The sequence below is a fragment of the Planococcus halotolerans genome, from assembly GCF_003289955.1.
GTDB classification, from domain to species: domain Bacteria; phylum Bacillota; class Bacilli; order Bacillales_A; family Planococcaceae; genus Planococcus; species Planococcus halotolerans.
Map to the genome: position 1 here is coordinate 193685 of NZ_QLZR01000004.1, position 25185 is coordinate 218869.

At 46.1% G+C, this 25185-nt stretch carries 22 protein-coding genes; 19 read left to right on the forward strand and 3 right to left on the reverse strand.

Annotated elements, in window-relative coordinates; translation table 11 throughout:
- Positions 1-68 precede the first annotated feature (68 nt).
- The 12 genes from yqiS to DP120_RS11835 all read left to right on the forward strand — a co-directional run bounded on the left by yqiS (position 69) and on the right by DP120_RS11835 (position 14973).
- Positions 69-983, forward strand: a complete 915-nt coding sequence (gene yqiS / locus DP120_RS11780; RefSeq protein WP_112223873.1) for a phosphate butyryltransferase — start codon at positions 69-71, stop codon at positions 981-983.
- Positions 984-1003: 20 nt separating this feature from the next.
- Positions 1004-2098: a Leu/Phe/Val dehydrogenase gene (locus tag DP120_RS11785; RefSeq protein ID WP_112223874.1), complete on the forward strand. Its 1095-nt coding sequence runs from the start codon at positions 1004-1006 to the stop codon at positions 2096-2098.
- Between the two features lie 20 nt (positions 2099-2118).
- Positions 2119-3204, forward strand: a complete 1086-nt coding sequence (gene buk / locus DP120_RS11790) for a butyrate kinase (RefSeq protein WP_112223875.1) — start codon at positions 2119-2121, stop codon at positions 3202-3204.
- A gap of 18 nt (positions 3205-3222) precedes the next feature.
- On the forward strand, positions 3223-4650 hold the full coding sequence (gene lpdA / locus DP120_RS11795; protein WP_112223876.1) for a dihydrolipoyl dehydrogenase: 1428 nt from the start codon (positions 3223-3225) through the stop codon (positions 4648-4650).
- A gap of 14 nt (positions 4651-4664) precedes the next feature.
- Positions 4665-5669 carry a thiamine pyrophosphate-dependent dehydrogenase E1 component subunit alpha gene (locus tag DP120_RS11800; protein WP_112223877.1) on the forward strand — a complete coding sequence of 335 codons (1005 nt, stop codon included), beginning with the start codon at positions 4665-4667 and terminating at the stop codon, positions 5667-5669.
- Positions 5669-6652 carry an alpha-ketoacid dehydrogenase subunit beta gene (locus DP120_RS11805; RefSeq protein ID WP_112223878.1) on the forward strand — a complete coding sequence of 328 codons (984 nt, stop codon included), beginning with the start codon at positions 5669-5671 and terminating at the stop codon, positions 6650-6652. The genes DP120_RS11800 and DP120_RS11805 overlap by 1 nt, the downstream gene beginning before the upstream one ends.
- 423 nt (positions 6653-7075) lie before the next feature.
- Entirely contained in the window at positions 7076-8413 is a 1338-nt protein-coding gene (locus DP120_RS11810; protein ID WP_112223879.1) for a dihydrolipoamide acetyltransferase family protein, read from the forward strand.
- A gap of 99 nt (positions 8414-8512) precedes the next feature.
- Positions 8513-10207, forward strand: coding sequence for a methylmalonyl-CoA mutase family protein (locus DP120_RS11815; protein ID WP_112223880.1), 1695 nt, complete (start codon positions 8513-8515; stop codon positions 10205-10207).
- A gap of 1 nt (position 10208) precedes the next feature.
- Positions 10209-12356 carry a methylmalonyl-CoA mutase gene (gene scpA / locus DP120_RS11820; RefSeq protein WP_112223881.1) on the forward strand — a complete coding sequence of 716 codons (2148 nt, stop codon included), beginning with the start codon at positions 10209-10211 and terminating at the stop codon, positions 12354-12356.
- Entirely contained in the window at positions 12356-13423 is a 1068-nt protein-coding gene (gene meaB, locus DP120_RS11825) for a methylmalonyl Co-A mutase-associated GTPase MeaB (protein WP_165843785.1), read from the forward strand. The genes scpA and meaB overlap by 1 nt, the downstream gene beginning before the upstream one ends.
- Positions 13424-13487: 64 nt before the next feature.
- The gene (locus DP120_RS11830) at positions 13488-13928 is read left to right on the forward strand and encodes a BrxA/BrxB family bacilliredoxin (protein WP_112223882.1); all 441 of its coding nucleotides are present in this window, start codon (positions 13488-13490) and stop codon (positions 13926-13928) included.
- Between the two features lie 61 nt (positions 13929-13989).
- On the forward strand, positions 13990-14973 hold the full coding sequence (locus tag DP120_RS11835) for an aromatic acid exporter family protein (protein WP_112223883.1): 984 nt from the start codon (positions 13990-13992) through the stop codon (positions 14971-14973).
- A 31-nt stretch (positions 14974-15004) separates the two neighbouring features.
- Here the strand turns inward: DP120_RS11835 and prli42 are convergent, their stop codons facing one another.
- Positions 15005-15100 (reverse strand): stressosome-associated protein Prli42, encoded by a 96-nt coding sequence (prli42, locus tag DP120_RS18495; protein WP_158241215.1) that lies wholly within the window; start codon positions 15098-15100, stop codon positions 15005-15007.
- Between the two features lie 166 nt (positions 15101-15266).
- Here prli42 and mce point away from each other — a divergent pair, with 166 nt between their 5' ends.
- The 5 genes from mce to rnz all read left to right on the forward strand — a co-directional run bounded on the left by mce (position 15267) and on the right by rnz (position 20641).
- A complete protein-coding gene (gene mce / locus DP120_RS11840) occupies positions 15267-15665 on the forward strand; it encodes a methylmalonyl-CoA epimerase (RefSeq protein ID WP_112223884.1) in 399 nt (132 codons plus the stop codon).
- A gap of 20 nt (positions 15666-15685) precedes the next feature.
- Positions 15686-17227: an acyl-CoA carboxylase subunit beta gene (locus DP120_RS11845; protein WP_112223885.1), complete on the forward strand. Its 1542-nt coding sequence runs from the start codon at positions 15686-15688 to the stop codon at positions 17225-17227.
- 18 nt (positions 17228-17245) lie between these two features.
- Positions 17246-18364 carry a M20/M25/M40 family metallo-hydrolase gene (locus DP120_RS11850; protein WP_112223886.1) on the forward strand — a complete coding sequence of 373 codons (1119 nt, stop codon included), beginning with the start codon at positions 17246-17248 and terminating at the stop codon, positions 18362-18364.
- Positions 18365-18453: 89 nt separating this feature from the next.
- The gene (locus DP120_RS11855) at positions 18454-19689 is read left to right on the forward strand and encodes a DNA polymerase IV (protein ID WP_112223990.1); all 1236 of its coding nucleotides are present in this window, start codon (positions 18454-18456) and stop codon (positions 19687-19689) included.
- A gap of 7 nt (positions 19690-19696) precedes the next feature.
- Entirely contained in the window at positions 19697-20641 is a 945-nt protein-coding gene (rnz, locus tag DP120_RS11860) for a ribonuclease Z (RefSeq protein WP_112223887.1), read from the forward strand.
- Positions 20642-21184: 543 nt separating this feature from the next.
- Here rnz and namA read toward each other — a convergent pair.
- Both namA and proC read right to left on the reverse strand, forming a co-directional pair.
- Positions 21185-22201 (reverse strand): NADPH dehydrogenase NamA, encoded by a 1017-nt coding sequence (gene namA, locus DP120_RS11865; protein ID WP_112223888.1) that lies wholly within the window; start codon positions 22199-22201, stop codon positions 21185-21187.
- Between the two features lie 42 nt (positions 22202-22243).
- A complete protein-coding gene (gene proC, locus DP120_RS11870) occupies positions 22244-23047 on the reverse strand; it encodes a pyrroline-5-carboxylate reductase (protein ID WP_112223889.1) in 804 nt (267 codons plus the stop codon).
- Positions 23048-23421: 374 nt separating this feature from the next.
- Here proC and DP120_RS11875 point away from each other — a divergent pair, with 374 nt between their 5' ends.
- Complete coding sequence (locus tag DP120_RS11875) at positions 23422-24381, forward strand: MBL fold metallo-hydrolase (protein ID WP_240612012.1); 960 nt, start codon at positions 23422-23424, stop codon at positions 24379-24381.
- Positions 24382-24520: 139 nt separating this feature from the next.
- The gene (locus DP120_RS11880) at positions 24521-25081 is read left to right on the forward strand and encodes a hypothetical protein (protein ID WP_240612013.1); all 561 of its coding nucleotides are present in this window, start codon (positions 24521-24523) and stop codon (positions 25079-25081) included.
- The last annotated feature ends 104 nt before the right edge of the window (positions 25082-25185 follow it).

Genomic DNA, 25185 nt, shown 5'->3' on the forward strand with positions numbered 1-25185 from the left:
AAAACGCTTACATCCCTTATATTACGGGCTTTTTTCTGCTTTAATTAAATAGAATGAGGTGATAATCAATGACCACATTAAATGAAATAGTTGAACAGATTTCTTTAGAAGTAAAACAAAATGATGTGGCGGTTGCCGCTGCTGCTGATATGGAAGTTTTGGAAGCGGTTAATATGGCAATTACGCGCAATATAGCCAGTTTCAGTCTTTTCGATGAAGAAGCCAAGCTCAAGGGGATGATCAGTGAACATTTTCCTCATTTGCTGAATCATCCGAAGGTCAGGCTGGTCAACGTAAAAGGAGCGGTACAAGCTGCAAATGCCGCAGTGAAATCCGTTTTCGTCAAGGATTCGAATGTTTTGATGAAAGGCCATATTCCAACGGCAGTGCTTCTAAAGGCCGTATTGAATGAAGATTATGGTTTGCGGACAGGGAATATCCTGTCCCATGTTGCGGCATTTGAAATTGCCGGTTTTAACAGGCTCATCTTTGTTACGGATGCCGGCATGAATATCACGCCTGATCTTATGCAAAAAGCACAGATTATCCGCAATGCTGTCCAAATTGCACGCTCCACAGGCATAGAAATCCCTGTTGTTGCACCTCTTGCCGCAGTTGAAGTTGTAAATCCTGCAATGCAGGCAACTCTGGATTCTGCAGCTTTGACTGCTATGAACCGGAGAGGGCAAATCACGGATTGTATAGTTGATGGGCCATTGGCTTTGGATAATGCAATATCAACCATTGCCGCTGAACATAAAGGCATAATGGGAGCCACAGCTGGAAAAGCGGATATCCTGGTGGTTCCGAACATAGAAGCAGGCAATATCCTGTATAAATCATTAGTCTATTTCGCAAAAGCGAAAGTCGGAGGAGTCATTGCGGGCGCTAAAGCTCCCATTGTCCTGACTTCACGGGCAGATAGTGCAGAAAGTAAATTGTTTTCACTAGCATTGGCAATTAAATCATCTGCCATTGAATAAATCATTAGGAGGAATTTAATATGGAAATATTTAAAAAAATGGAAGAACACGATTACGAGCAATTGGTATTTTGCCAGGACAAAAATTCCGGTTTGAAAGCGATCATCTGCATTCACGATACTACTTTGGGGCCTGCTCTTGGGGGCACGCGCATGTGGAATTATGAAACAGAAGAAGAAGCGATTGAAGATGCAATCCGCCTTGGACGCGGAATGACATATAAGAATGCTGCAGCCGGCCTTAATCTTGGCGGCGGTAAAACTGTTATCATCGGAGACCCGTTGAAAGACAAAAACGAAGAAATGTTCCGTGCATTCGGACGTTTCATCCAAGGATTGAACGGCCGTTATATTACAGCGGAAGATGTAGGAACGACTGTTGCTGATATGGACTTGATCCACGAAGAAACAGATTTCGTAACAGGTATTTCCCCTGCATTCGGTTCTTCTGGCAATCCATCACCTGTAACAGCTTACGGCTGCTATATCGGTATGAAGGCTGCTGCTCTTGAAGCATTCGGCGATGATTCACTTGAAGGCAAAACTGTTACTGTCCAGGGCGTAGGGAACGTGGCTTACACATTGTGTGAATATCTGCACAAAGAAGGCGCAAACCTTATCGTTACTGACATCAATAAAGATGCAGTTCAGCGCGCAGTTGATAATTTCGGTGCGACAGCTGTTGAACCGAATGATATCTATTCACAGGAAGCTGATATTTTCGCTCCATGTGCGATGGGTGCAATCATCAATGACGATACTATCCCGCAATTAAAAGTGAAAGTTGTTGCTGGATCAGCAAACAACCAGTTAAAAGAAGAACGCCACGGTGATGAACTTGAAGCTCGCGGCATCGTTTATGCTCCTGACTTCGTAATCAATTCCGGAGGTGTAATCAACGTCGCTGATGAACTTTACGGATACAATAACGAACGTGCGATGAAGCGTGTGGAAACAATCTACGATAGCATTTCCCGCATCTTCGCAATTTCAAAACGAGATGGCATTCCTAGCTATCAGGCAGCAGACCGCATGGCTGAAGAGCGTATCGAACGCGTCCGTAAATCACGCAGCCAATTCCTGCGCAATGAACACAATATCATTAGCAGACGCTAATCTGAAATGGAGGGATCGCTTTGCAGGAACAGTCCTATCGCATACTGGTCATAAACCCCGGTTCCACATCAACAAAAATAGGCGTTTTTGACAACGATATTCTGATCATGGAAAAAACGATCCGCCATTCAACAGAAGCGATCAATGAATTTCCAACGATCATCGACCAATATGCTTTTCGCAAACAGACCATTTTGGAAGCCTTGGATAAAGAAGGAATGAACGTTTCGAAACTCTCCGCTGTCTGTGGGAGAGGAGGATTGCTGCGGCCAATTGAAGGCGGCACGTATGCAGTAAATGAAGCGATGCTGGCGGATCTTCGAAAAGGGGTTTCCGGTCAGCACGCTTCAAACCTGGGCGGCATCATCGCAAATGAAATTGCCGCTGGACTGAACATCCCAGCGTTTATCGTGGATCCCGTCGTGGTGGATGAGCTGGACCCGATTGCCAGGATATCAGGCTTTTCCCTGATTGAACGAAAATCGATTTTCCACGCTTTGAATCAGAAGGCGGTAGCCAGAAGATATGCAAAAGAGAAAGGCCGCCGATATGAAGATCTCCGTCTCATTGTCACTCACATGGGCGGAGGCATTACAGTCGGCGTACACAAAGAAGGCCGTGTGGTGGAAGTCAATAATGGCTTGCACGGAGATGGGCCTTTCAGCCCTGAGCGGGCCGGTACGGTTCCAGCCGGTGATTTGGTCGAGCTATGCTTTTCCGGCCAATACTACCGCCATGAAATTATGAAGCGCCTCGTCGGCCAGGGTGGGCTTGTCAGTTATCTGGGCACCAATGATGCCGTGACTGTTGAAAAACGCATCCAAAAAGGCGATCGGCAGGCGGAAATGGTCTATGATGCGATGGCTTACCAGGTTGCAAAGGAAATCGGCTCAGCGAGTGCAGTGCTGCAAGGGAAAGTAGACGCCATTATCCTTACCGGCGGCCTTGCATACGGAAAAGGCTTTGTAAAAGCGATTTCCGACAGAATCAGCTGGATAGCGGATGTAGCAGTCCACCCGGGTGAAAATGAATTGCAGGCACTTGCTGAAGGTGCAGTCAGAGTATTGAATAATGAAGAAACAGCTAAAATTTATCCAGCTTTATAATAGAAGGAGGACGCTTACATGGCACAGAATTATGATGTAGTCATCCTTGGCGGTGGAACCGGCGGTTATGTTGCCGCCATTCGTTCTGCCCAGCTTGGCTTGAAAACCGCTATCGTTGAAAAAGGCGATCTTGGCGGAACTTGCCTTCACAAAGGATGTATTCCGAGCAAAGCTTTGCTCCGAAGCGCAGAAGTTTACTCGACAGCGAAGAACCATGCTGCTGATTTCGGAGTCAATACTGGAGAAGTCAGCCTTGATTTTTCAAGAGTTCAAGAGCGCAAACAAGGAATCGTCGATCAATTGCACAATGGTGTAAAAGGATTGATGAAAAAAGGGAAGATTGATGTTTATGAAGGAATCGGCCGTATTTTGGGGCCTTCCATCTTTTCTCCGAATCCTGGCACGATTTCTGTCGAAATGAATAATGGCGAAGAAAACGAAATGCTGATTCCGAATAACGTCATCATCGCAACCGGATCACGTCCGCGCAGCTTGCCTGGCCTTGAAATTGACGGCGAATTCGTTATGAGTTCAGACGAAGCGCTGGCAATGACGGAATTGCCGAAGTCAATACTGATTGTCGGCGGAGGTGTCATCGGCATAGAATGGGCATCAATGCTCAACGACTTCGGTGTTGAAGTGACGGTCATCGAATATGCTGACCGCATCATTCCAACTGAGGACAAAGATATTTCAAAAGAAATGCTTAAATTATTGAAGAAAAAAGGCATCACTTTTGCTACAAGTGCAAAAGTGATGGCTGATACCCTTGAAAAAGGCGATAACAGCGTTACAATTCAGGCTGAAATCAATGGTGAAAACCAGAGTTTCTCTGCTGAAAAAATGCTTGTGTCCGTGGGACGCCAGGCAAATGTTGAAAATATCGGGATTGAAAATACGGACATAATTGTGGATAAAGGGTTTATTCAAGTGAAAAACACTTTCCAAACAAAAGAGTCCCATATTTACGCAATCGGTGATGTTATCGGCGGCCTGCAATTAGCGCATGTTGCATCTCATGAAGGTATTACCGCGATTGAACATATTAAAGGCAATAATCCGCATGCCATTGATTATGATAAAGTTTCCCGGTGCATCTACTCAAATCCCGAAGCAGCAAGCGTGGGCATTACTGAAGAGCAGGCAAAAGAAAAAGGGCATGACGTAAAAGTCGGTAAATTTTCTTTCAAAGCTATCGGTAAAGCGCTTGTTTATGGTGAAAGTGACGGATTTGTCAAAATCATCGCTGATAAAGAAACAAATGACGTCCTTGGAGTCCATATGATCGGACCGCACGTGACGGATATGATTTCTGAAGCAGGTCTTGCAATGGTTCTCGATGCTACTCCATGGGAAATTGCAGACACCATCCACCCTCACCCGACATTGTCCGAAGTCATGGGTGAAGCTGCTCTTGCCGTTGACGGCAACGCAATCCACAGTTAAAGGAGGAAATTTGAATGTCAGCTAAACACGAAGAAATCGGCTTGTCGAATGATGATGTACTGAAAATGTATGAAACGATGCTTATGGCACGCCGTGTCGATGAACGTATGTGGCTTTTGAACCGGGCGGGTAAAATTCCGTTCGTAATTTCGTGCCAGGGACAGGAAGCGGCACAGGTTGGTGCAGCTTTCGCATTGGACAACGAAAAAGATTATATTGCTCCTTATTACCGCGATATGGGTGTAGTCCTGCATTTCGGCATGACGCCAAAAGATCTGATGCTTTCCGCATTTGCCAAAGCAGAAGACCCTAACTCCGGCGGCCGCCAGATGCCTGGCCATTTCGGACAGAAGAAAAACCGTATCCTGACAGGCTCTTCGCCAGTAACAACTCAGCTTCCTCATGCTGTAGGCGTTGCATTGGCCGGGAAAATGAAAAAACAGGATTTCATCACTTTCACAACTCTTGGTGAAGGTTCATCCAACCAGGGAGATTTTCATGAAGGCATGAACTTTGCGGGCGTCCATAAACTGCCGGTCATCATTATGGTGGAAAACAATAAATACGCAATTTCTGTTCCTTTCGAACGCCAGATTGCGAGCAAGAATGTATCAGACCGTGCAATCGGATACGGTATGCCGGGCGTTACAATCGACGGCAATGACCCGATTGAAGTATACAAACATGTTAAAGAAGCAGCTGATCGCGCTCGCCGCGGAGAAGGGCCAAGTTTGATCGAAACCGTTTCAGAACGTATGACTGCGCACTCATCAGATGATGATCACAGACAATACCGTGCGGCAGATGAACTGGCAGAACAAAAAGATAAGGATCCAATTCTTTTATTCGGGGCGTATCTGAAAGAAAATAACATCCTGAACGATGAGCTTGAAAAAGAAATCAACGACCGCATAATGGTAATTGTAAACGAAGCAACTGACTATGCTGAAAATGCACCTTACGCAGCGCCTGAAGATGCTATGAAATATGTCTATGCAGAAAAAGGAGGGAACGAATAATGGCAGTAATGAATTATATTGACGCCATAACGCTCGCCATGAAAGAAGAGATGGAACGTGACGAGAACGTATTCGTTCTCGGAGAAGACGTCGGTAAAAAAGGCGGCGTCTTCAAAGCGACTGCCGGTCTTTACGATCAATTCGGCGAAGACCGCGTTCTAGATACACCTCTTGCTGAATCCGCTATTGCCGGTGTTGGAATCGGTGCAGCCATGTATGGCCTTCGTCCGATTGCTGAAATGCAATTTGCCGATTTCATCATGCCTGCGGTGAACCAGATTATTTCCGAGGCTTCACGCATCCGTTACCGTTCAAACAATGATTGGTCATGTCCGATAGTTTTCCGCGCTCCATTTGGCGGCGGCGTTCACGGCGCGCTTTACCATTCCCAATCAGTTGAAGCGATATTCGCCAACCAGCCAGGTTTGAAAATTGTCATCCCGTCAACACCTTATGATGCAAAAGGTCTTTTGAAAGCGGCGATCCGCGACGATGATCCGGTTATGTTCTTTGAGCATAAACGCGCGTACCGTCTCATCAAAGGTGAAGTGCCTGAAGACGACTACACGATTGAAATCGGTAAAGCTGACGTGAAACGCGAAGGTGAAGATATCACAGTCATCACTTACGGTTTAGCTGTGCATTTTGCGTTGCAAGCGGCCGAGCGTCTTGCTGAAGACGGTTATTCTGCACACATTCTTGACCTTCGCACAATTTATCCATTGGATAAAGAAGCTATCATTGAAGCGGCTAAGAAAACAGGAAAAGTGCTTCTTGTAACTGAAGACAATAAAGAAGGAAGCATCATTGGCGAAGTTGCAGCGATCATTGCTGAAAACTGCCTGTTCGATCTTGATGCCCCGATTATGCGTCTTGCAGGACCTGATATTCCAGCAATGCCGTATGCTCCGACCATGGAGAAATTCTTCATGATCAACCCGGATAAAGTTGAAAAAGCAATGCGTGAGCTAGCTGAATACTAAAAATTATTTTTAAATATATAGGGTGAAGTAAAGAACCAGTATTATTATGCCGCTTCGGCGCTATGGACAAGCCTCCCGCAATAAGCCGAGAAGAGCACTCGTCTTATTGCTCCGGCCAGTCCGGAGCCGCGCCTTTGCTGAGAGAACTCTCTAAAGATATGGAGCAAAACAGCGAATAATTGACCGAAGCTTGCGAGGGCAACTATTTGCGACGAAGCAGCGCAGCGATGCAGGAGCAATATTTTAAATTGGTTCAAACCGAGCAACCACAAATTAAATTTACGTGCTCCTGCAGTGCTCCGCACTTCGTCGCAAAGACTTAGCCTCGCTAGCGTCGGCTAATGTCTTCGCAGCTGTTTTGCGGAATATCGACTGAATAGAATCATTAATTCAACATATTTATAAGAAAAAGGAGGAATCCCTTTGGCTATTGAAAATATTAAGATGCCTCAACTTGGCGAAAGTGTCACTGAAGGAACGATTGAAAAATGGCTCGTTGCTCCTGGCGACCACGTCAATAAGTATGATGCTCTTGCTGAAGTGAATACTGATAAAGTAACAGCGGAAGTGCCTTCTTCATTCACAGGAACGATCAAGGAACTGGTTGCTTCAGAAGGCGACACCCTGTCTGTCGGTGAAATTGTCTGCACAATTGAAACTGAAGGCGGAGATTCAGAACCGGTGGAAGAAGCGAAACCGGCTGCAGATGAAAAAGCCAATGAGATGCCAGCTGCCGGGGCAAAACCGACTGATGGCCTGAAAGGCGAAAAAGGTTCTTCACAACCGGCTAAGGCCAGTGGTTCAAAAGCGCGTTATTCTCCTGCGGTCATGCGTTTGGCACAGGAAAATGACATCGATTTGACTCAAGTTGAAGGTTCGGGCAATGAAGGGCGCATCACCCGCAAGGATATTATGGCGCTGATTGAAAGCGGAAATATTCCAAAAGCAGGGGACGCACCAGCAGCTTCTTCTCAACAGGCTGAGGAAACAACTCAGGAGCAGCCAGCACCTTCTGCTCCTGCACAGAAAGCTCCATCAGCACCGATTCAAAGTGCTCCTGGAGATGTAGAAATTCCGGTTACCGGCGTTCGCCGTGCAATTGCTGCAAACATGTTGAAGAGCAAACACGAAGCTCCGCATGCATGGATGATGATTGAAGTCGATGTTACGAACCTGGTTCAATACCGCGACTCCATCAAAGGCGATTTCAAGAAAAAAGAAGGATTCAATATCACTTATTTCGCTTTCTTCGTAAAAGCGATCTCCCAGGCACTGAAAGAATTCCCGATGATGAATTCAATGTGGGCTGGCGATAAGATCATCCAGAAGAAAGACATCAATATTTCAATTGCCGTTGCATCCGATAACGCATTGTTCGTCCCGGTCATCAAAGATGCGGATGAAAAATCTGTTAAAGGCATCGGTAAAGAAATCAATGAACTGGCTTTGAAAGCGCGTTCCGGAAAACTCGGTTCAGCTGAAATGCAGGGCGGCACATTTACAGTCAATAACACAGGTTCATTCGGTTCTGTCCAGTCGATGGGAATCATCAACCATCCACAGGCGGCGATTGTCCAGGTGGAATCGATTGTTAAACGTCCGATGATCATGGATAACGGTATGATTGCAGCCCGCGACATGGTTAACCTTTGTCTTTCACTTGACCATCGTGTGCTTGACGGACTTGTTTGCGGCCAATTCCTTGGACGCGTCAAGGAAATCCTTGAGAACATGTCAAAAGAAAATACTTCTGTGTATTAAGAAAAAAGCTTGAAGTCTTCGGACTTCAAGCTTTTTTGGCTTTAATAGACCGGAGTTCTCAGGTAAAATGGAGAAGAGATAGATAAGGGAGGGAATATTTTGACGATCGATTCGATGAAACAAACAGAATTTCCGAAGCATACATACGAAGATTGGCGGCAAGCTGCTGAAAAGGCTATTGGCGGCAAACCTGTTGATCCAACACTTAAAACACAGACGATTGAAGGCGTTGAATTAGAACCCTTATATACGAAAGAAATGCTTGATGCTCTTGGAGAACTTCCAGCTTTTCAGCAGGAAGCTGTAAGAAGCGGCAAAAAAGAAGCCGGCTGGCTGATAGCACAGGAAGTGCTGTCTGAATCTCCGGAAGATTTTCTGCTGAAAACAAAAGAGGATCTTTTAAAGGGCAATGATATGGTTGTTTATACGAGTTCACAGGAGTTTATCTGGTCCGACCGGGAGCTTAAACAATTAGCGGAACTTCTTGTCAAACACCCTTTCTATTTTAAATTGACCAGCGAAGATACGGATATTTTACGTGTCTTTGATCTTATTGATGAAAAAAATCACGGCCAGTTAAAAGGCGTAATTTTCTCGGAAGAGGAAGCAACTGCGCCAGGGAAAGTCAGAACACGGTTGGTCGATACGATTCCGGTGCATCATGCAGGGGGCACGATCATCCATGAATTGGGTGTGGCTTTGAGCATTCTTGCTGAAACCATCAAAGAAGGCAGTTACAAGGAAACAGCTGCGAAGACGTGGATCCGTTTTGCCGTGGATACTCAATTCTTCCAGGAAATCGCTAAGCTTCGCGCTTTCCGCGGTTTATGGAAAGCTTTCAGTGAAGCGTACGGAGAAGAAGCGGTAAGCATACCTGTTTATACCGAAACCTCTGTCCGTTCCTATTCGAAACTGGACCCGTATGTCAATCTGCTGCGTGCCGGCAATGCAAGTTTTGCAGCAGTGCTCGGTGGAACGGATGCACATACAGTTCACCCGCATGACTTTCTGACGGTGTCACAGCCGTCAAGCCGAAGAATCGCGCGCAATGTCCAGCTGGTCATTAAAGAGGAAAGCCATGCATCACGCGTGCTGGATGCTTCAGCTGGCTCTTACTTTATCGAACATCTGACAAACGAATATATAGAAGCCTCTTGGAATTACTTCCTTGAAATTGAAGAAGCGGGCGGCTATTCTGAAGTCATCAAATCCGGCTGGCTGACCGACGATATTCAAGGGAAATGGCTTGAACGGGAAAAACTTGCAGCAGAACGGAAAATTTCGCTGATCGGCACCAATATTTATGCCAATCCGCAAGAAGCTGTAAAAGACCATTCCATCGACAACAGCCATCTGGAATATATTACTGCTAAACGTCTGGCGACACCATTCGAAAAACTTCGCGCCAAAAGCCGGGAAATCGAATTGAAAGTGGCCATTATACATTTGGGTCCTTTAAAGGATGTTAAGGCGAAATCCGATTTTGTCGAAGGATTATTGGCAGTCGGAGGGATTGAACCGGAAATCAGTCCCGAGCTGAAGGATGCAGAGTCAGTTAACAAATACCTGGCTGAACACGCATTCGATTATGCAGTGTTGTGCGGAGCCCCGGAAAAGCTGGAGGCAATCATTCCGGGCATCAGCAGCTCTGCAGTACTGGATGTGGCAGGTAAATATCCAGCAGAGCAAATGGATTCATGGAAATCAAATGCTTTGTCCGATGCTGTCTATTCAGGACAGAATATCGTATCGAAGCTGGAACAGATTCTGAACTTAGGAAAGAAGGCGCTTTAATATGACCAAACCCGATTTTTCCAAAGTCGATTTGAAAAAATTCACCATTAATAATAGTGAAACCTTATCTGAAGATGCATTCCTGACGAATGAAGGGATTTCCATAAAGCCGGTATATTCTGCAGAAGATACTGAGGGAGTTGCAGATTCGTTGCCAGGATATGCTCCGTATATTCGAGGACCATATCCAACCATGTACGCTTCCAGACCATGGACAGTACGACAATATGCGGGGTTTTCAACAGCAGAAGAAAGCAATGCTTTTTATCGCCGCAATTTGGCGATGGGGCAAAAAGGATTATCTGTCGCTTTCGATCTGGCTACACACCGCGGCTACGACTCTGACCATCCGCGTGTTGTCGGGGATGTCGGAAAAGCTGGCGTAGCAATAGACAGTGTGGAAGATATGAAGATACTGTTCGACGGCATTCCGCTTGATAAAATGTCCGTCTCCATGACAATGAACGGAGCAGTCCTGCCGATCATGGCATTTTTCATCGTAGCGGCTGAAGAACAGGGTGTTACGCCGGACCAATTGGCCGGCACGATTCAGAATGATATTTTGAAGGAGTATATGGTGCGCAACACATATATCTATCCTCCTGCAATGTCGATGAAAATCATTGCGGATATTTTTGAATATACATCCCGGAAAATGCCGAAATTCAATTCAATCTCAATTTCCGGCTATCATATCCAGGAAGCTGGAGCTACAGCTGATATTGAACTGGCCTATACACTTGCTGATGGATTGGAATATGTGCGAACCGGCTTGAAAGCGGGCATCGGCATCGATTCATTTGCTCCCCGGTTGTCGTTTTTCTGGGGAATCGGCATGAATTACTTCATGGAAGTGGCAAAAATGCGCGCTGCCCGTGAAATCTGGGCCAAAATGATGAAGTCGTTTGATCCGCAGAACCCTAAATCTCTGGCACTCCGTACACATTCCCAAACTTCCGGCTGGAGTCTTACCGAGCAGGATCCATTCAATAATGTCACCCGTACATTGCTCGAAGCGAACGCAGCCGCGATGGGTCATACGCAATCGCTGCATACCAATGCCCTTGACGAAGCGATAGCTTTGCCGACAGATTTCTCTGCCCGCATTGCCCGTAATACGCAGCTGTTTTTACAGGAAGAAACAGGAATGACCAATGTCATCGATCCATGGGGAGGTTCTTTCTATGTAGAGAGTCTGACAAAGCAATTGACCGACAAAGCATGGGAATTGATCGAAGAAGTCGAAGAGCTCGGCGGTATGGCAAAAGCGATCGAAACCGGCTTGCCGAAAATGCGGATTGAAGAAGCGGCAGCGAAAAAGCAGGCGCAAATCGATTCCGGCGAAGAGTCGATTATCGGCGTCAACCGCTATCGTCTTGACCAGGAAGATCCGATTGATATTTTGAATATCGATAATACGATGGTGCGCAAGAAACAGATTGAACGCATCGAGATGGCGAAAGCGAAAAGAGACAGTGATAAAGTGAAACAGGCACTCGACGAACTCACAGCTGCAGCTAAAGAAGGAAATGAAAATATTCTTGAATGTGCTGTAAAAGCTGCCCGTGAACGGGCTACACTCGGTGAAATTTCCGATGCAATCGAACTCGCATCCGGCAGACATAAGGCGGTGATCCGTTCAGTGAGCGGTGTATACAGTTCAAACTTCTCCAATCAGCAGGAAATTGAAGTCGTTAAAGAAATGACGGAAGACTTTATTGAAAATGAAGGCCGCAGACCGCGTATTCTCGTTGCGAAAATGGGACAGGACGGCCACGACCGCGGCGCGAAGATTATTGCCACTGCATTTGCTGACCTTGGCTTTGATGTGGATATCGGACCGCTGTTCCAAACTCCTTCGGAAACTGCCCAGCAGGCGGCTGAAAATGATGTTCATGTGATCGGTGTAAGTTCTCTTGCAGCGGGACATCGTACATTGGTGCCGGATCTTGCAGCCGAACTGAAAAAATTGGGACGTGAAGATATTCTGATTGTAGTAGGCGGAGTAATACCTGCACAGGATTATGAATTCCTGCGCAACAACGGAGCAAGTGCCATCTTCGGACCAGGTACGGTGATTCCGGTCGCTGCCCAAAAAGTGATAGAAGAAATCTATGTACGCCTCGGATACGAGGAAGTGGCGGACTGATGGAGCGCAACAACGGCTCTAGACGTGTCATGGACGGTGTGAATGCTGCGCATGACGGCATGGCGCCGGCGCCCCGGAAAAAATTCAAAAAGCCGGAAAAGAAGAATTTGAATATCGAAGAAATAGCTGAAGGTGTCAAAAGCGGTTCCCGTTTGCATCTCGGTAAAGCCATCACTTTGCTGGAAAGTTCCAACCCATCCGATAAAAGAGATGGGCAGAATCTGTTGAACAGTCTTTTGCCGTCCACCGGCAACAGCCTTCGTATCGGTATAACAGGGGTGCCGGGTGCCGGTAAAAGCACGTTCATCGAAACCTTCGGTGAAATGCTCACCGGCCTGGGTTTCCGTGTAGCGGTACTAGCCATTGACCCGAGTTCATCTGTTACAGGCGGCAGCATCCTGGGTGACAAAACCAGGATGGAGCAGCTGGCTAAAAACCCGAAAGCCTTTATTCGACCATCACCGACAGCCGGAACGCTTGGCGGTGTCCATAAAAAAACCCGTGAAACGATGCTGGTTTGCGAAGCTGCCGGGTATGACGTCATTCTGGTGGAAACGGTAGGTGTCGGGCAGAGTGAAACCTTGGTCCGGGGAATGGTTGATATGTTCCTGCTGCTTGTTCTTACAGGAGCAGGAGATGAACTGCAGGGAATGAAAAAAGGGATTCTGGAGCTGGCAGATGCCATTCTTGTCCATAAAGCTGACAGTGGGAATCTGCCTTTGGCGGAAAAAACGGTGAGGGAATATAAGCAGATGCTGCATTTCCTGCAACCGGCAACCGAAAATTGGAAAACACGTGCCATTGCTGTTTCTTCGATTGAAAATAACGGGATCCAGAATGTCTGGGAAATGGCAAAAGAATTTGAATCCACTGCCAAAGAAAACGGTATTTTCGATAAGCGCAGACAAACCCAGACGAAGGATTGGTTCCGCTCGATGATCACAGATGAATTATACGGCAGGTTTTTCGAAGACCCTGACAAACGCCGGATGGTCAAAGATCTGGAGCAGCAAATACTGGCTGAAAAATTGACAGTTGCACAGGCAATCCAGGAATTATTCGAGTAAGCTTTTTTGCAGAACGCGCCAACACCTGCTATGATTGTTACAGATAATAGAAGGAGTGATAGCTTTGAGTATGGATTTTAATTTCCTTATGAATGATATAGCAACACAAGCCCGTAAAGAACTTACCGACGGCGGCTATAAAGAACTGACAACGCCTGAAGATGTTAACGAGGCATTGACTCAACCGGGTACAAGCCTTGTTATGATCAACTCGGTTTGCGGATGCGCAGGCGGCATCGCAAGACCTGCGGCGCTTCACGCAGTCCATTACGATAAACGCCCGGATAACCTTTACACGGTTTTTGCCGGACAGGACAAAGAAGCAACTGCGCAGGCACGCGCAATCTTCGGTGACGACCACTTGCCGTCATCTCCATCTTTCGCTATCGTTAAAGACGGAAAAATGGTGGATGAAATTGGACGTCACGAAATTGAAGGCCATGATCCAATGTCAGTAATTACTCATATTCAGGCATTGTTTGAAGAGCATTGCAACGAAATCTAAAAAGAAAATGCCCCTCAAAAAGGGGCGTTTTTTTATGTGGGGATAAGAGGAGGCGAGGAATCTGAAACTTAAAAGACTATCGATCGGCTACCGCACATTAAAAACGGCTGTCGGTGTCATCCTCGCGATTTCACTGGCGCAATTGCTGCAGCTCGAATTTTTCGTATCTGCAGGAATTCTGACAATCCTTTGCATTCAGCCGACAAAGAAGCGCTCGATCCGTGCTGCTCTTTCCAGATTCATAGCGAGCCTGATTGCAATTGGCTATGCATTTGTATTTCTGGAAGGAATTGCTTACCATCCGGCTGTAGTCGGATTAATGATCCTGCTGTTCATACCCGTACTCGTCAGCCTTCGCTTAGCTGATGGATTCGTGTCAAGTTCCGTCATCGTCTTTCATATCTATAGTGCAGGAAACTTGACCGGAAGTTTATTTTTGAATGAAATTCTGCTTATGGTAGTCGGCTTTGGAACTGCTTTGCTGGTCAATATGTACATGCCGAGCATCGAAAAGAAATTGGACGATTACCGTTATCAAATAGAAGTGCTGTATGCTAAAATCCTTCATGAAATGGCTGTTTATCTGAAAGACGGCAAGAGCGACTGGGATGGCAAAGAGTTGATGGAAACTGAAGAATTATTGGGCAAAGCAAAAGCTTTGGCGTATCAGGACGTAGAGAACCACGTCACCCGGCTCGAAAACAAATACTACCGGTATTTCGATATGCGCCAGGATCAATTTGAAATTATCGAGCGCATTCTGCCCAAAATTTCGACTTTGCCGGTCCTTGTTAAACACGCCCAATTGATAGCGGATTTCCTCAACGATCTGGCGGACCATGTCCATGCCGGCAATACCGCTTACCATTACCTCGATAAGCTGGAAGTTGTGAAGAAGGAATTTTCCCTGCTGCCGCTGCCGAAAAGCCATAAAGAATTCCAGTCGATGGCTGCCTTATACCAAGTGATCGAAGAATTGGATTCCTATCTGGAAATCAAACAATCTTATAGAGGTTTTACAAACAAGAAAACGGCCGAGGAGTAATCTCCCCGGCCGTTTTTGTGTTCAGAATTTATTAAAGTACAAAGCTTAATCCCATCATTAAGCTGGACAGAAGCATTAGGGCAACCATAGCGTAGACGATGACTTTGCGGAATGTTTGGTTTCTCATTAGCAGATAATCTCCTTTATGTGCATTTGAACTTGTAGGTAGAATAACATAATTCTCTGTAATTTTGAAGAGGCAAGTGCTTTGCGCCAAATATTCTTCAACAACTAGAGTTTTTCTCCGTGAATCGGTACAATAAGAAGGAAGCAAAAAGAAGGTGGGATAAAAGATGAAGAAAGTTGATCATATCGGCATCGCCGTACGAAACCTGGATGACGTTCTTCCTTATTACACGGAAACGCTCGGCTGTCCGCTCTTAAAAATCGAGGAAGTCGAATCTGAACGTGTGCGTGTGGCATTTATCGATGCGGGCAACATCAAGTTGGAGTTGCTGGAACCGATGGATGACAGCAGCGCAATCCATAAATTCCTTGAGAAAAAAGGGGAAGGCATTCACCACATCGCTTTCGGTGTCGAAAACATCGAGCAGCGCATGGATGAGTTGAAGGAAAAAGGCGTCCGTTTATTGAATGAGCAGCCGAAAAATGGTGCAGGCGGAGCTTTAGTCGCTTTCATGCATCCGAAATCATCAAACGGCGTGCTGTATGAATTGTGTCAGAAACAGTAGATAAGGGGTGTTAGTCTAGTATGGATATCTATGAAAGAATAAATGAATTATACGACCGCAAACGCAAAATCGAGCTTGGCGGCGGAGAAGAAAGAATTGACAAACAGCACGAAAAAGGCAAATTGACTGCCCGTGAGCGTATTGATTTGCTAGTTGATGAAGGGTCTTTTGTCGAGTTAAACCCATTTGTTGAACACCGGACAGTAGATTTCGACATGGCTGAAGGTCCTGGCGAAGGTGTTGTAACAGGATACGGTAAAGTTGACGGCCGTCCAATCTATCTGTTTTCACAGGATTTCACCGTTTTTGGCGGGGCCTTGGGTGAAATGCATGCGATGAAAATCGCCAATGTCATGGACCTGGCCGCAAAAAATGGCGCCCCGTTTATCGGCTTGAATGATTCCGGTGGTGCACGCATCCAGGAAGGCGTACTGTCGCTCGATGGTTACGGCCAAATATTCTATCGCAATTCCATCTATTCCGGAGTAATCCCTCAGATTTCAGTAATTTTAGGGCCATCTGCCGGCGGCGCTGTTTATTCGCCTGCTATTACTGACTTTGTATTCATGGTCGACAAAACAAGCCAGATGTTCATAACCGGACCAAAAGTTATTGAAACCGTAACTGGTGAAAAAATTTCCTCCGAAGATTTGGGAGGATCACGTGTACATACTGCCATCAGCGGCAATGCCCATTTCCGTTCCGAATCAGAAGAAGAAGTACTGAAAATGGTCCGCCGACTGATTGCCTTCTTGCCTCAAAATAATCAGGAACTGCCGCCAAGACTTGAAATGGATGAAGATGACGATTACCGTCCGGACCTTGCCGATGTAGTGCCTTACGAAGCTATCCGCCCTTACGATGTGCGTAAAGTGGTTGAACAGGTGGTTGATAAAGACAGTTTTATGGAAGTTCAACCGGAGTTTGCCCGCAATATTGTTGTTGGCCTGGCCCGCATCAAAGGTGAAACAGTCGGACTCGTCTGCAACCAGCCGAAAGTCATGGCTGGCGGACTGGATATCGATTCTTCGGATAAAGCGGCGCGGTTCATCCGGTTCTGTGATTCGTTTAATATACCGCTGATCACATTTGAAGATGTTACAGGATTTTTCCCGGGCATCAAACAGGAGCATGGCGGCATTATCCGCCACGGCGCTAAAATTCTGTATGCATACTCGGAAGCGACGGTGCCAAAAATGACTGTCATTCTAAGAAAAGCATACGGCGGAGCCTATGTGGCACTCAATTCAAAGTCAATCGGTGCTGACCTGGTTTATTCATGGCCGAATGCCGAAATAGCTGTAATGGGGCCGCAAGGAGCTGCGAATATCATCTTCGCGCGTGAAATCGCCGCAAGTGATGATCCGGAAGCGACACGGGCAGCTAAAATCGAAGAATATCGCGTGAAGTTTGCGAATCCATATGTAGCCGCAGCCCGCGGTATGGTGGATGATGTAATCGATCCGCGTGAAACGCGCATTAAGCTGATCCAGGCTCTGGAAATGATGCGCCATAAGAAAGATTCGCGTCCAGCGAAGAAACATGGCAATATGCCGCTTTAAGGAAAGGATGAGGACCAAATGCAAAAAGAAAGATTATTGAACGAATTTCTGGAATTGGTTCAAATCAATTCTGAAACTAAAGATGAAGGCCATATTGCTGAAGTATTAAAAGTGAAGCTTGAAGATATGGGATTCCATGTCGCGGAAGATGACTCATCACTCCGCAATGGGCACGGGGCCAATAACCTGGTCGCAACACTTCGCGGAGCGGCATCGAATGTGCCTGCCATCTATTTCACGGTGCACATGGATACGGTCGTACCAGGCAACGGAGTGAAACCACAAATCCGCGATGGTTATGTATACTCTGACGGCACCACGATTCTTGGTGCGGATGACAAAGCCGGTATTGCTGCGTTATTCGAAATGATCCGTTCCATCCAGGAAGAGCAAATCGAACATGGCGATATCCAATTGGTCATCACAGCTGGCGAAGAAAGTGGACTGGCTGGTGCCAAGGAATTTGATTCCTCTTTATTGTTCGCTAAATTCGGCTATGCTGTCGACAGTGATGGCAAGGTCGGGGGCATCGTGACATCTGCACCGAACCAGGCGAAGCTATGGACGACAATTTACGGAAAAACGGCTCATGCCGGTGTAGCGCCTGAAAAAGGCGTTTCAGCCATCAATATCGCGGCTAAAGCCATTTCTTCAATGAAGCTGGGGCGCGTCGATTCGGAAACGACTGCCAATATCGGCCGTTTTGAAGGCGGCAGTGCGACAAACATTGTGTGCGAAGAAGTGAATATCCTGTCGGAAGCACGCTCGATCCGGGAAGATAAGCTGGCTGCACAGACGGCACATATGGAAAGTGTTTTTGAAGATACGGCAGAGAGCTTCGGCTGCACGGCTAAAACCGAAGTAAAATTGATGTATCCTGGGTTCCATTTTGAAGAAGACGAACCAGTTGTTGAAATTGCGAAACGCGCAGCTGATAAAATTGGTCGCCCATCACCGGTTTTGACAAGCGGTGGAGGCAGTGACGCCAATATTTTCAACGGTTTCGGGATTCCGACGGTCAATCTTTGTGTCGGATACGAAGAAATTCATACTAAAAATGAACGGATGCCGATTGAAGAACTGGAAAAACTAGCTGAACTTTTGGTTGAAATCATCAAAGAAACTTCAAGGGTTTAATAGAATAAGCTATAGAAGGAAGAGAGAACAGGATGTATGTTCTCTCTTTTTTTGCTAAAATAAAAGAAAATCAAATTGGAGCGATTGCAATGGCTGGCCGAGTTATATTCCATATCGATATGAATAGTTTCTATGCCTCTGTTGAACAGTCGCATGACCCGGCATTAAAAGGGAAAGCCCTCGCCATTGCCGGAAATCCAAAAGAAAGACGGGGAATCATCGTCACCTGTTCCTATGAGGCGAGAGCCCATGGAATTTATACAACAATGCAGGTGCATGAAGCGAAACGGAAATATCCGGAATTGATTTTATTGCCGCCTAATTTCGAACGGTACCGTGCTGCGTCAAAAGCGATGTTCGATATTCTGCGCTCATATACTTCACAAGTAGAACCTGTTTCCATTGACGAGGCGTATCTGGACGTAACGAATCTGCTAGATGAACGCACAGCGCCTGGTTTAGCGGACGAATTGCAGCAGCGCATCAAGGCAGAACTCGATTTACCTTGTTCCATTGGCATCGCGCCAAATAAATTCCTCGCGAAAACAGCCTCGGATATGAAAAAACCGATGGGCGTCACGATTCTGCGCAAGAGAGATATTCAAAAAAAGCTTTGGCCGCTGCCGGTAATTGAAATGCATGGAATCGGGGACAGTACGGCCGAAAAATTGAAGCGGCTCGGCATTTTGACAATAGGGGATCTTGCGACTGCGAATCCAGGGCTTATTAAAGAAAAGATGGGCAAGAACGGCATCAGGCTGCAAGCACGCGCTAATGGCATCGACAGCCGTGAAGTGGATCCGGATTCCATATATGACACGAAAAGTGTCGGCACGTCCACGACTTTGCCAATAGACGAAACAGATGAAGAAAACTTAAAAAAAATATTTCGGCAGTTAAGCGATAAAGTGGCCAAACGGCTTGAAGCAAAAGAGTTGGCAGGACCGACCGTCAGTATCCAGACCCGCAGTTCCGATTGGCAAAACCGGACGCGCAGCATGACTCTAAAAAACACAGTGTGGAAAGCAGACGATATCAACCGTAATGCATGGAATCTGTTTATGAAGCATTGGAACGGAGAGCCGCTGCGCCTTGTGGGCGTGACAGTGTCAAATGTGGTGGATAAAGGTGAAATGACTGAACAATTATCATTGTTTAATTTTCAGGAACATGTAAAAGATGAGCCGATTCTCGATCTCATGTCAAAACTTGAAAAAAAATTCGGTAAGTCGGTTTTGTCGAAAGGGACAAAATTGAAGAAAACCAGTTATGATTCCAAAACCAGTTTCAGCAAAGATTTTCTTGATGATCACGAAAGAGAGTAGGGTATGTATGCAAATATTATTTTTGGGAACAGGCGCAGGCATGCCGTCGAAACAACGCAATACTTCTGCTTTAGCGCTAAAACTCCTGGAGGAAAGAGGCGCTGTCTGGCTGTTCGATTGCGGCGAAGCGACGCAGCATCAAATTCTGCACACCACTTTAAAACCGCGAAAAATCGAAAAGATTTTCATTACACACCTGCATGGCGACCATATTTACGGGTTGCCGGGACTTCTTGGGTCCCGCTCGTTCCAGGGCGGCGATGAACCGGTTGAAATATATGGTCCCCCAGGGATAAAGGAATTTGTGGAGAGTGTTCTGCGCATCAGCAGAACGCATCTCAATTACACGATTCATTTTATCGAAGAACTGGAAGGGGTTATTTTCGAAGATGATCTAATGAAGGTCACAACTGCAAAACTCGATCATGTCATTCCTTCGTATGGCTTCAGAATCGAACAAAAACCTCTCCCGCCGAAATTGCTGATTGACCGTGCAAGGGACCTGGGTGTACCTAAAGGTCCGTTGCTGGCAAAGCTGAAAAGCGGGAAAGATGTCACTTTGGACGATGGCTCCATCATAAGAAGTAAGGATGTTACAGAACCGGGACAACCGGGCTTTGTCGTCACTATACTGGGAGACACCCGTTTTTGCCGGTCAGCAGTAGACCTCGGCCAGCATGCGGATGTACTGGTCCATGAAGGGACTTTTGACTCCAGCACAGAAAAACTGGCTGGTGAGTATGGCCATTCAACGATTAAAGAGGCGGCAGAGACAGCAAAACAGGCAAATGCCAATACCCTGATCGTCAATCATATGAGCTCCCGATTTTTACCGGAAGATGAAAAGCAGCTGGTAAAAGAAATGCGGGATGTACATGAACAAGCTTTTATTGCACATGATTTTGATGAATTTGAATGGAAGATTAACGAACGGCGTCTGAAAAGAATATAAGCGATGAATTTGGGAAGCCTTCTATATAAGAAGGCTTCTTTTTTGCAGAGGAAAGAAAGAGGGGTATTGTCGGATAAATTTAATTACGTAATAAAATTTCAAAATGTATAGGAATAATTTCCATTCCGACTAAGAATATATTCATTATTATGGATAATTTTAATTATTTTTAGCTAAATAATAGAACAAACGTTCGGTTTGTGATAAAATAAAGGTACAGTTGTATGAGGGCGGTTTGGCCATTCCCCAGGAAAGGGGGTGGTAATATGACGGTTTACGAATCATTTGGATTGGTCTTTACAAGCATCGGGCTGACGATCAGCGGCTTGAGCCTGATCATTTCAATGATTTTAGTCGCAAATAAAAAAAAATAACCGTCCCATGTGGCGTGGAATGACGGTTATTTAATGCCTTGAATTCCAGCCAACCGCTCTCTAGGCGGCATACAGCTGGCCGAATGCGAAAGCATTCGGTTTTTTGCATTACATTAATTATACTCAATATACTCTTATTATACTAAATCTACTCTATTTTGCAACTGACTTATACCCAACCGCGTTTATAAGGCACAGGAGCCTCTATCTTCGCTCCCAGCTCTTTGGATGCGCGGTAGGGCCAATAAGGATCGCGGAGCAGTTCACGGGCAAGGAATACCATATCCGCACGGTCATTCTGCAGTATTTCCTCGGCCTGCAATGGACTGGTGATCAAGCCGACTGCACCAGTCGGAATGTCTGCCCCGTGTTTGATAGTTTCAGCAAATTTCACCTGGTAACCTGGATAGACGGGAATTTGGGCAGGCACAAGTGCTCCGGAACTGACATCGATCAGATCGACACCTTGCTGCTTCATCCATTTAACCATTTCAATATACAGTTCAGGGGTCATGCCGCCATCCGTATAATCATGGGCAGAAATCCGGACAAACAATGGTTTCTTCCATACGTCATTTACCGCGTCGATAATCTCCCGCAGAATCCGGTAACGGTTTTCAGCACTGCCCCCGTATTCATCCGTTCTCTTATTGGTCAATGGTGAGAGAAACTCGTTGATCAAATAGCCGTGGGCCGCATGCAGTTCTATACAATCGAAACCTGCTTTATCTGAACGGATCGCCCCAAGTTTGAAGGCTTCTACAGTTTCTGCAATCTCCTGTTTTGTCATTTCTGCAGGAGTTTTGTACTTTTCATTGAAGGGCAGGGAAGAGGGAGCCTGAATTTCGCCGTCGACTGTCGCTTTTCTTCCGGCATGCGCCAGCTGAATACCAGTTTTGGCGCCGGAAATATTAATCAGGCGCACAAGTTCAGCCAGCCCTTCTACATGTTCGTCATCCCATATGCCGAGGTCACGGTCAGAAATGCGACCCTTCGGCTGGACAGCAGTCGCTTCGAGAATGATAAGACCGGAGCCGCCTACTGCACGTGCCGGATAATGGATCCGGTGCCAGTCAGTGACGCGGCCGTCCTCTTTGTCGCTTTCATACATGCACATAGGTGCCATTACAATCCTGTTTTTGAAAGTCACATCTTTTATGGTCAAGGGTTCAAAAAGTTTTGCCATGAAGAATCCTCCTTTATACATAAATTCAGTATACCGGAAGAATTATTTGAATTCCTTTCCAAGCTCCCGGGAACGTGCAGCCGCTGCACTTACACATTGTTCCACGATGTCCTTGAAATTATTTTCGGCCAGTGAATCAAGTCCTGCCGCAGTCGTGCCGTTCGGGCTGGTCACTTTCCGGCGAAGTTCCGCAAAATCTTCCTGCTGCATCATTTCGGCAGCTCCGAGGAATGTCTGGCGTACAAGTTTTTTTGAGTCAGCTGCTGACAGGCCGTTGGCAACACCGGCTTCACGCATAGCTTCTGCAAAATAATACAGATAAGCGGGACCGCTGCCTGCTACACCTGTCAGTGCATGTAATTGCTCTTCTTCAACAACAGTGACACTGCCGATGGAAGACAGCAATTTGCGCAGCTCATGCTGCTGTTCTTTTGTTACGTATTTGCTCCAAGCTACTCCAGTCGCGGACTTCCCGACCTGCGCAGAGGTATTCGGCATAGCCCGTGCGACAGGGAAGTTTCCGACATGGCGCTGAATCGTGTCAATAGAGACTCCGGCAGCTACGGAAACTATCACCGTGTTGCCAGTCAATTTTTTCTTGATGCCGCCAAGTGCGGCTGCCACATCTTTAGGCTTCATCGCCAACAGGATGAAGTTTGCATCTTTCAATTCGGTTTTGTCTTCGTCGACGATATTGACGCCGTATTCGTCATGCAAAAATTCCAAACGGTCCTGATCCGATCTGTTCATCACCGAAATTTCCTCAGGTTTCATTATCCTCTTGTTGATCCATCCATGAATCATGGATTCAGCCATCGATCCTGCTCCTACACATACAATTTTCATCTTTCTCCACTTCCTTTTATCATAATAAAAAGCGCAATCATCCCTGTTGATCAAGGACGAAAACGCTTCGTTTCCGCGGTACCACCTAGCTTTGCCAATTAAGACACCACTCGATATCCTTAACGCGGATCTACGGCCGTGTTTCCACGGCAGCTCAAAAGCAGGTTCGAAAAGGGAGAGGGGGTGCGCATTTCAGCTTCAGCGGCACTCTCTTTACACCATCACCTTTTGTACTGATCTTTATCATCGCTCACATATGTCTATAAATTATACGTACAGCCCAATTGAATGTCAAATAGCATTCCCAGGTGACGCCACTCCTGTTTCAGGTTATGATAGATGAATACTCATTCATTTTAAAGGGGAGAAAAGCTTTGAATATAAATAACCACATACATAAAATCATTATTCCTACCCCATTTGCGGTCGGTGATGTAAATTCCTATCTATTAAAAGGCGATGCTTTGACCCTTATTGATGCCGGTCCGAAAACACCGGAAGCATGGGAGGCTCTAAAATTTGGCCTGAATGAAGCCGGCGTCCGGCCGGAAGACGTCGAACAGGTTGTCCTTACCCATCATCATCCTGATCATGCCGGCTGGATTGACGGATTTGACAATGCCAAATTGTTCGGTCATCCCTATAATGATTTTTGGCTCCGGAGAGATCAGGCATTTTTCGATTTTCACGATACATTTTATCTCGAACGCCTTAAAGAAGAAGGTGTCCCGGAAGACCAATTGTTTTGGATTAAGCGCATGAAGCGTCCGCTCAGCCTGATGGGCAGCCGTCCGCTTGATATGACGATCAATGAAGGAGATGTTCTGCCGGGTCACGCGGATTGGGCGGTAATGGAAACACTGGGACATGCCCAAAGCCATCTTTCATTCTGGAATAAAGAAACAAAAGAGATGATCGGCGGTGATCATGTTATCGCAAAAGTATCTTCCAATCCTTTGATTGAGCCGCCACTCGATCCATCGATGGGAAGGCCGAAATCGCTGCTCCAATATAATGCATCTCTTTCCCGCCTGTTAAAAATGCCGATCGACATAATTTACAGCGGCCACGGCGAAGAAGTCCGCAACGTCCATGAACTCATCACGGAGCGCCTGGCCAAACAGCACCAGCGGGCGATGAAAGTGCTGGCGATGATAGGCAATGAAGAGAAAACGGTCTATGAACTAACGGTTCAGTTATTTCCGCATGCCTATGAAAAGGAACTGGGGCTGACGCTTTCTGAAACAATCGGGCAAATTGATTATCTATTGGAAGATGGCCTCATTACAGAAAGCATGGATAGTAAAGGGATTTTCTATTATAAAGAAGCCTAAATTTACTGCTAATTGTTTCTATTGCAACTATTTGCAGCAGCGTGTAAAATAAACGCGTCAGTAAATAAGTTTTTGCCATCACGATTAACAGGAAAAGGAATGAATCAATTTGAAAAAATGGGGTTTATTATTAGCTGGAATGTTGTTCTTGTCAGCATGTTCAGAAGAAGAAGCAAAACCTGCTGAAACTGAAGAAAAAGAAGAAGTGGCAGTAGAGCAGGAACAAACGGAAATGACGGAAAGCGGTTTTATCACGCAGATCCGCAACGATAAAGTACTTGTCAATAATATCTATTTCGCGGTCGGTGAAGAGGTTGAAGTGGAAACTGCCGATGGCACAGAAAATAAAGAAGCGGTAGTGAGTGATATCCGGACAGGCATGAAAGTGGATATCGCTTATAAGGGGCCGCTGGAGCAGGCTTTTCCATTACAGGCTGAAGCAGACAGCATCACAATCCTGAGTGATGAAGAATCGCTTAAGCAAACAGAAGCACTGCAGGCCTATATCAATAAAGAACAGATCGCAAGCCTTCTGATTCTTGGCCAGCCGATTGTACGGGACAATGAAATCGGCTTCCTGTTCAATAATATGGACACGGGTAAAATGCAGGAAGTCCGCATAAACATGGATACTCATGAATATACGGTAGGCAATGGCGAAGAAGAACCAGAAGAAGAAAATACAGAAGACGCAAGTTAAAAGCAATACGGTGGAGCCGGATTCCACCGTATTTTTTTCTGCAAATTTTTAACCGTTACCACTTGCACGAAATTTTTATGCGTGTTATTGTATGTATATTAATT

What these genes read in the sequence shown, in the direction of transcription:
- DP120_RS11880 (WP_240612013.1), top strand. Translation starts at nt 24,521, where the DNA reads ATGTTGTTCTTGTCAGCATGTTCAGAAGAAGAAGCAAAACCTGCTGAA.
- DP120_RS11805 (WP_112223878.1), top strand. Translation starts at nt 5,669, where the DNA reads ATGGCAGTAATGAATTATATTGACGCCATAACGCTCGCCATGAAAGAA.
- proC (WP_112223889.1), bottom strand. Translation starts at nt 23,047, where the DNA reads ATGAAAATTGTATGTGTAGGAGCAGGATCGATGGCTGAATCCATGATT.
- rnz (WP_112223887.1), top strand. Translation starts at nt 19,697, where the DNA reads ATGCAAATATTATTTTTGGGAACAGGCGCAGGCATGCCGTCGAAACAA.
- DP120_RS11785 (WP_112223874.1), top strand. Translation starts at nt 1,004, where the DNA reads ATGGAAATATTTAAAAAAATGGAAGAACACGATTACGAGCAATTGGTA.
- lpdA (WP_112223876.1), top strand. Translation starts at nt 3,223, where the DNA reads ATGGCACAGAATTATGATGTAGTCATCCTTGGCGGTGGAACCGGCGGT.
- mce (WP_112223884.1), top strand. Translation starts at nt 15,267, where the DNA reads ATGAAGAAAGTTGATCATATCGGCATCGCCGTACGAAACCTGGATGAC.
- DP120_RS11800 (WP_112223877.1), top strand. Translation starts at nt 4,665, where the DNA reads ATGTCAGCTAAACACGAAGAAATCGGCTTGTCGAATGATGATGTACTG.
- meaB (WP_165843785.1), top strand. Translation starts at nt 12,356, where the DNA reads ATGGAGCGCAACAACGGCTCTAGACGTGTCATGGACGGTGTGAATGCT.
- DP120_RS11850 (WP_112223886.1), top strand. Translation starts at nt 17,246, where the DNA reads ATGCAAAAAGAAAGATTATTGAACGAATTTCTGGAATTGGTTCAAATC.
- yqiS (WP_112223873.1), top strand. Translation starts at nt 69, where the DNA reads ATGACCACATTAAATGAAATAGTTGAACAGATTTCTTTAGAAGTAAAA.
- DP120_RS11845 (WP_112223885.1), top strand. Translation starts at nt 15,686, where the DNA reads ATGGATATCTATGAAAGAATAAATGAATTATACGACCGCAAACGCAAA.
- namA (WP_112223888.1), bottom strand. Translation starts at nt 22,201, where the DNA reads ATGGCAAAACTTTTTGAACCCTTGACCATAAAAGATGTGACTTTCAAA.
- prli42 (WP_158241215.1), bottom strand. Translation starts at nt 15,100, where the DNA reads ATGAGAAACCAAACATTCCGCAAAGTCATCGTCTACGCTATGGTTGCC.
- DP120_RS11855 (WP_112223990.1), top strand. Translation starts at nt 18,454, where the DNA reads ATGGCTGGCCGAGTTATATTCCATATCGATATGAATAGTTTCTATGCC.
- scpA (WP_112223881.1), top strand. Translation starts at nt 10,209, where the DNA reads ATGACCAAACCCGATTTTTCCAAAGTCGATTTGAAAAAATTCACCATT.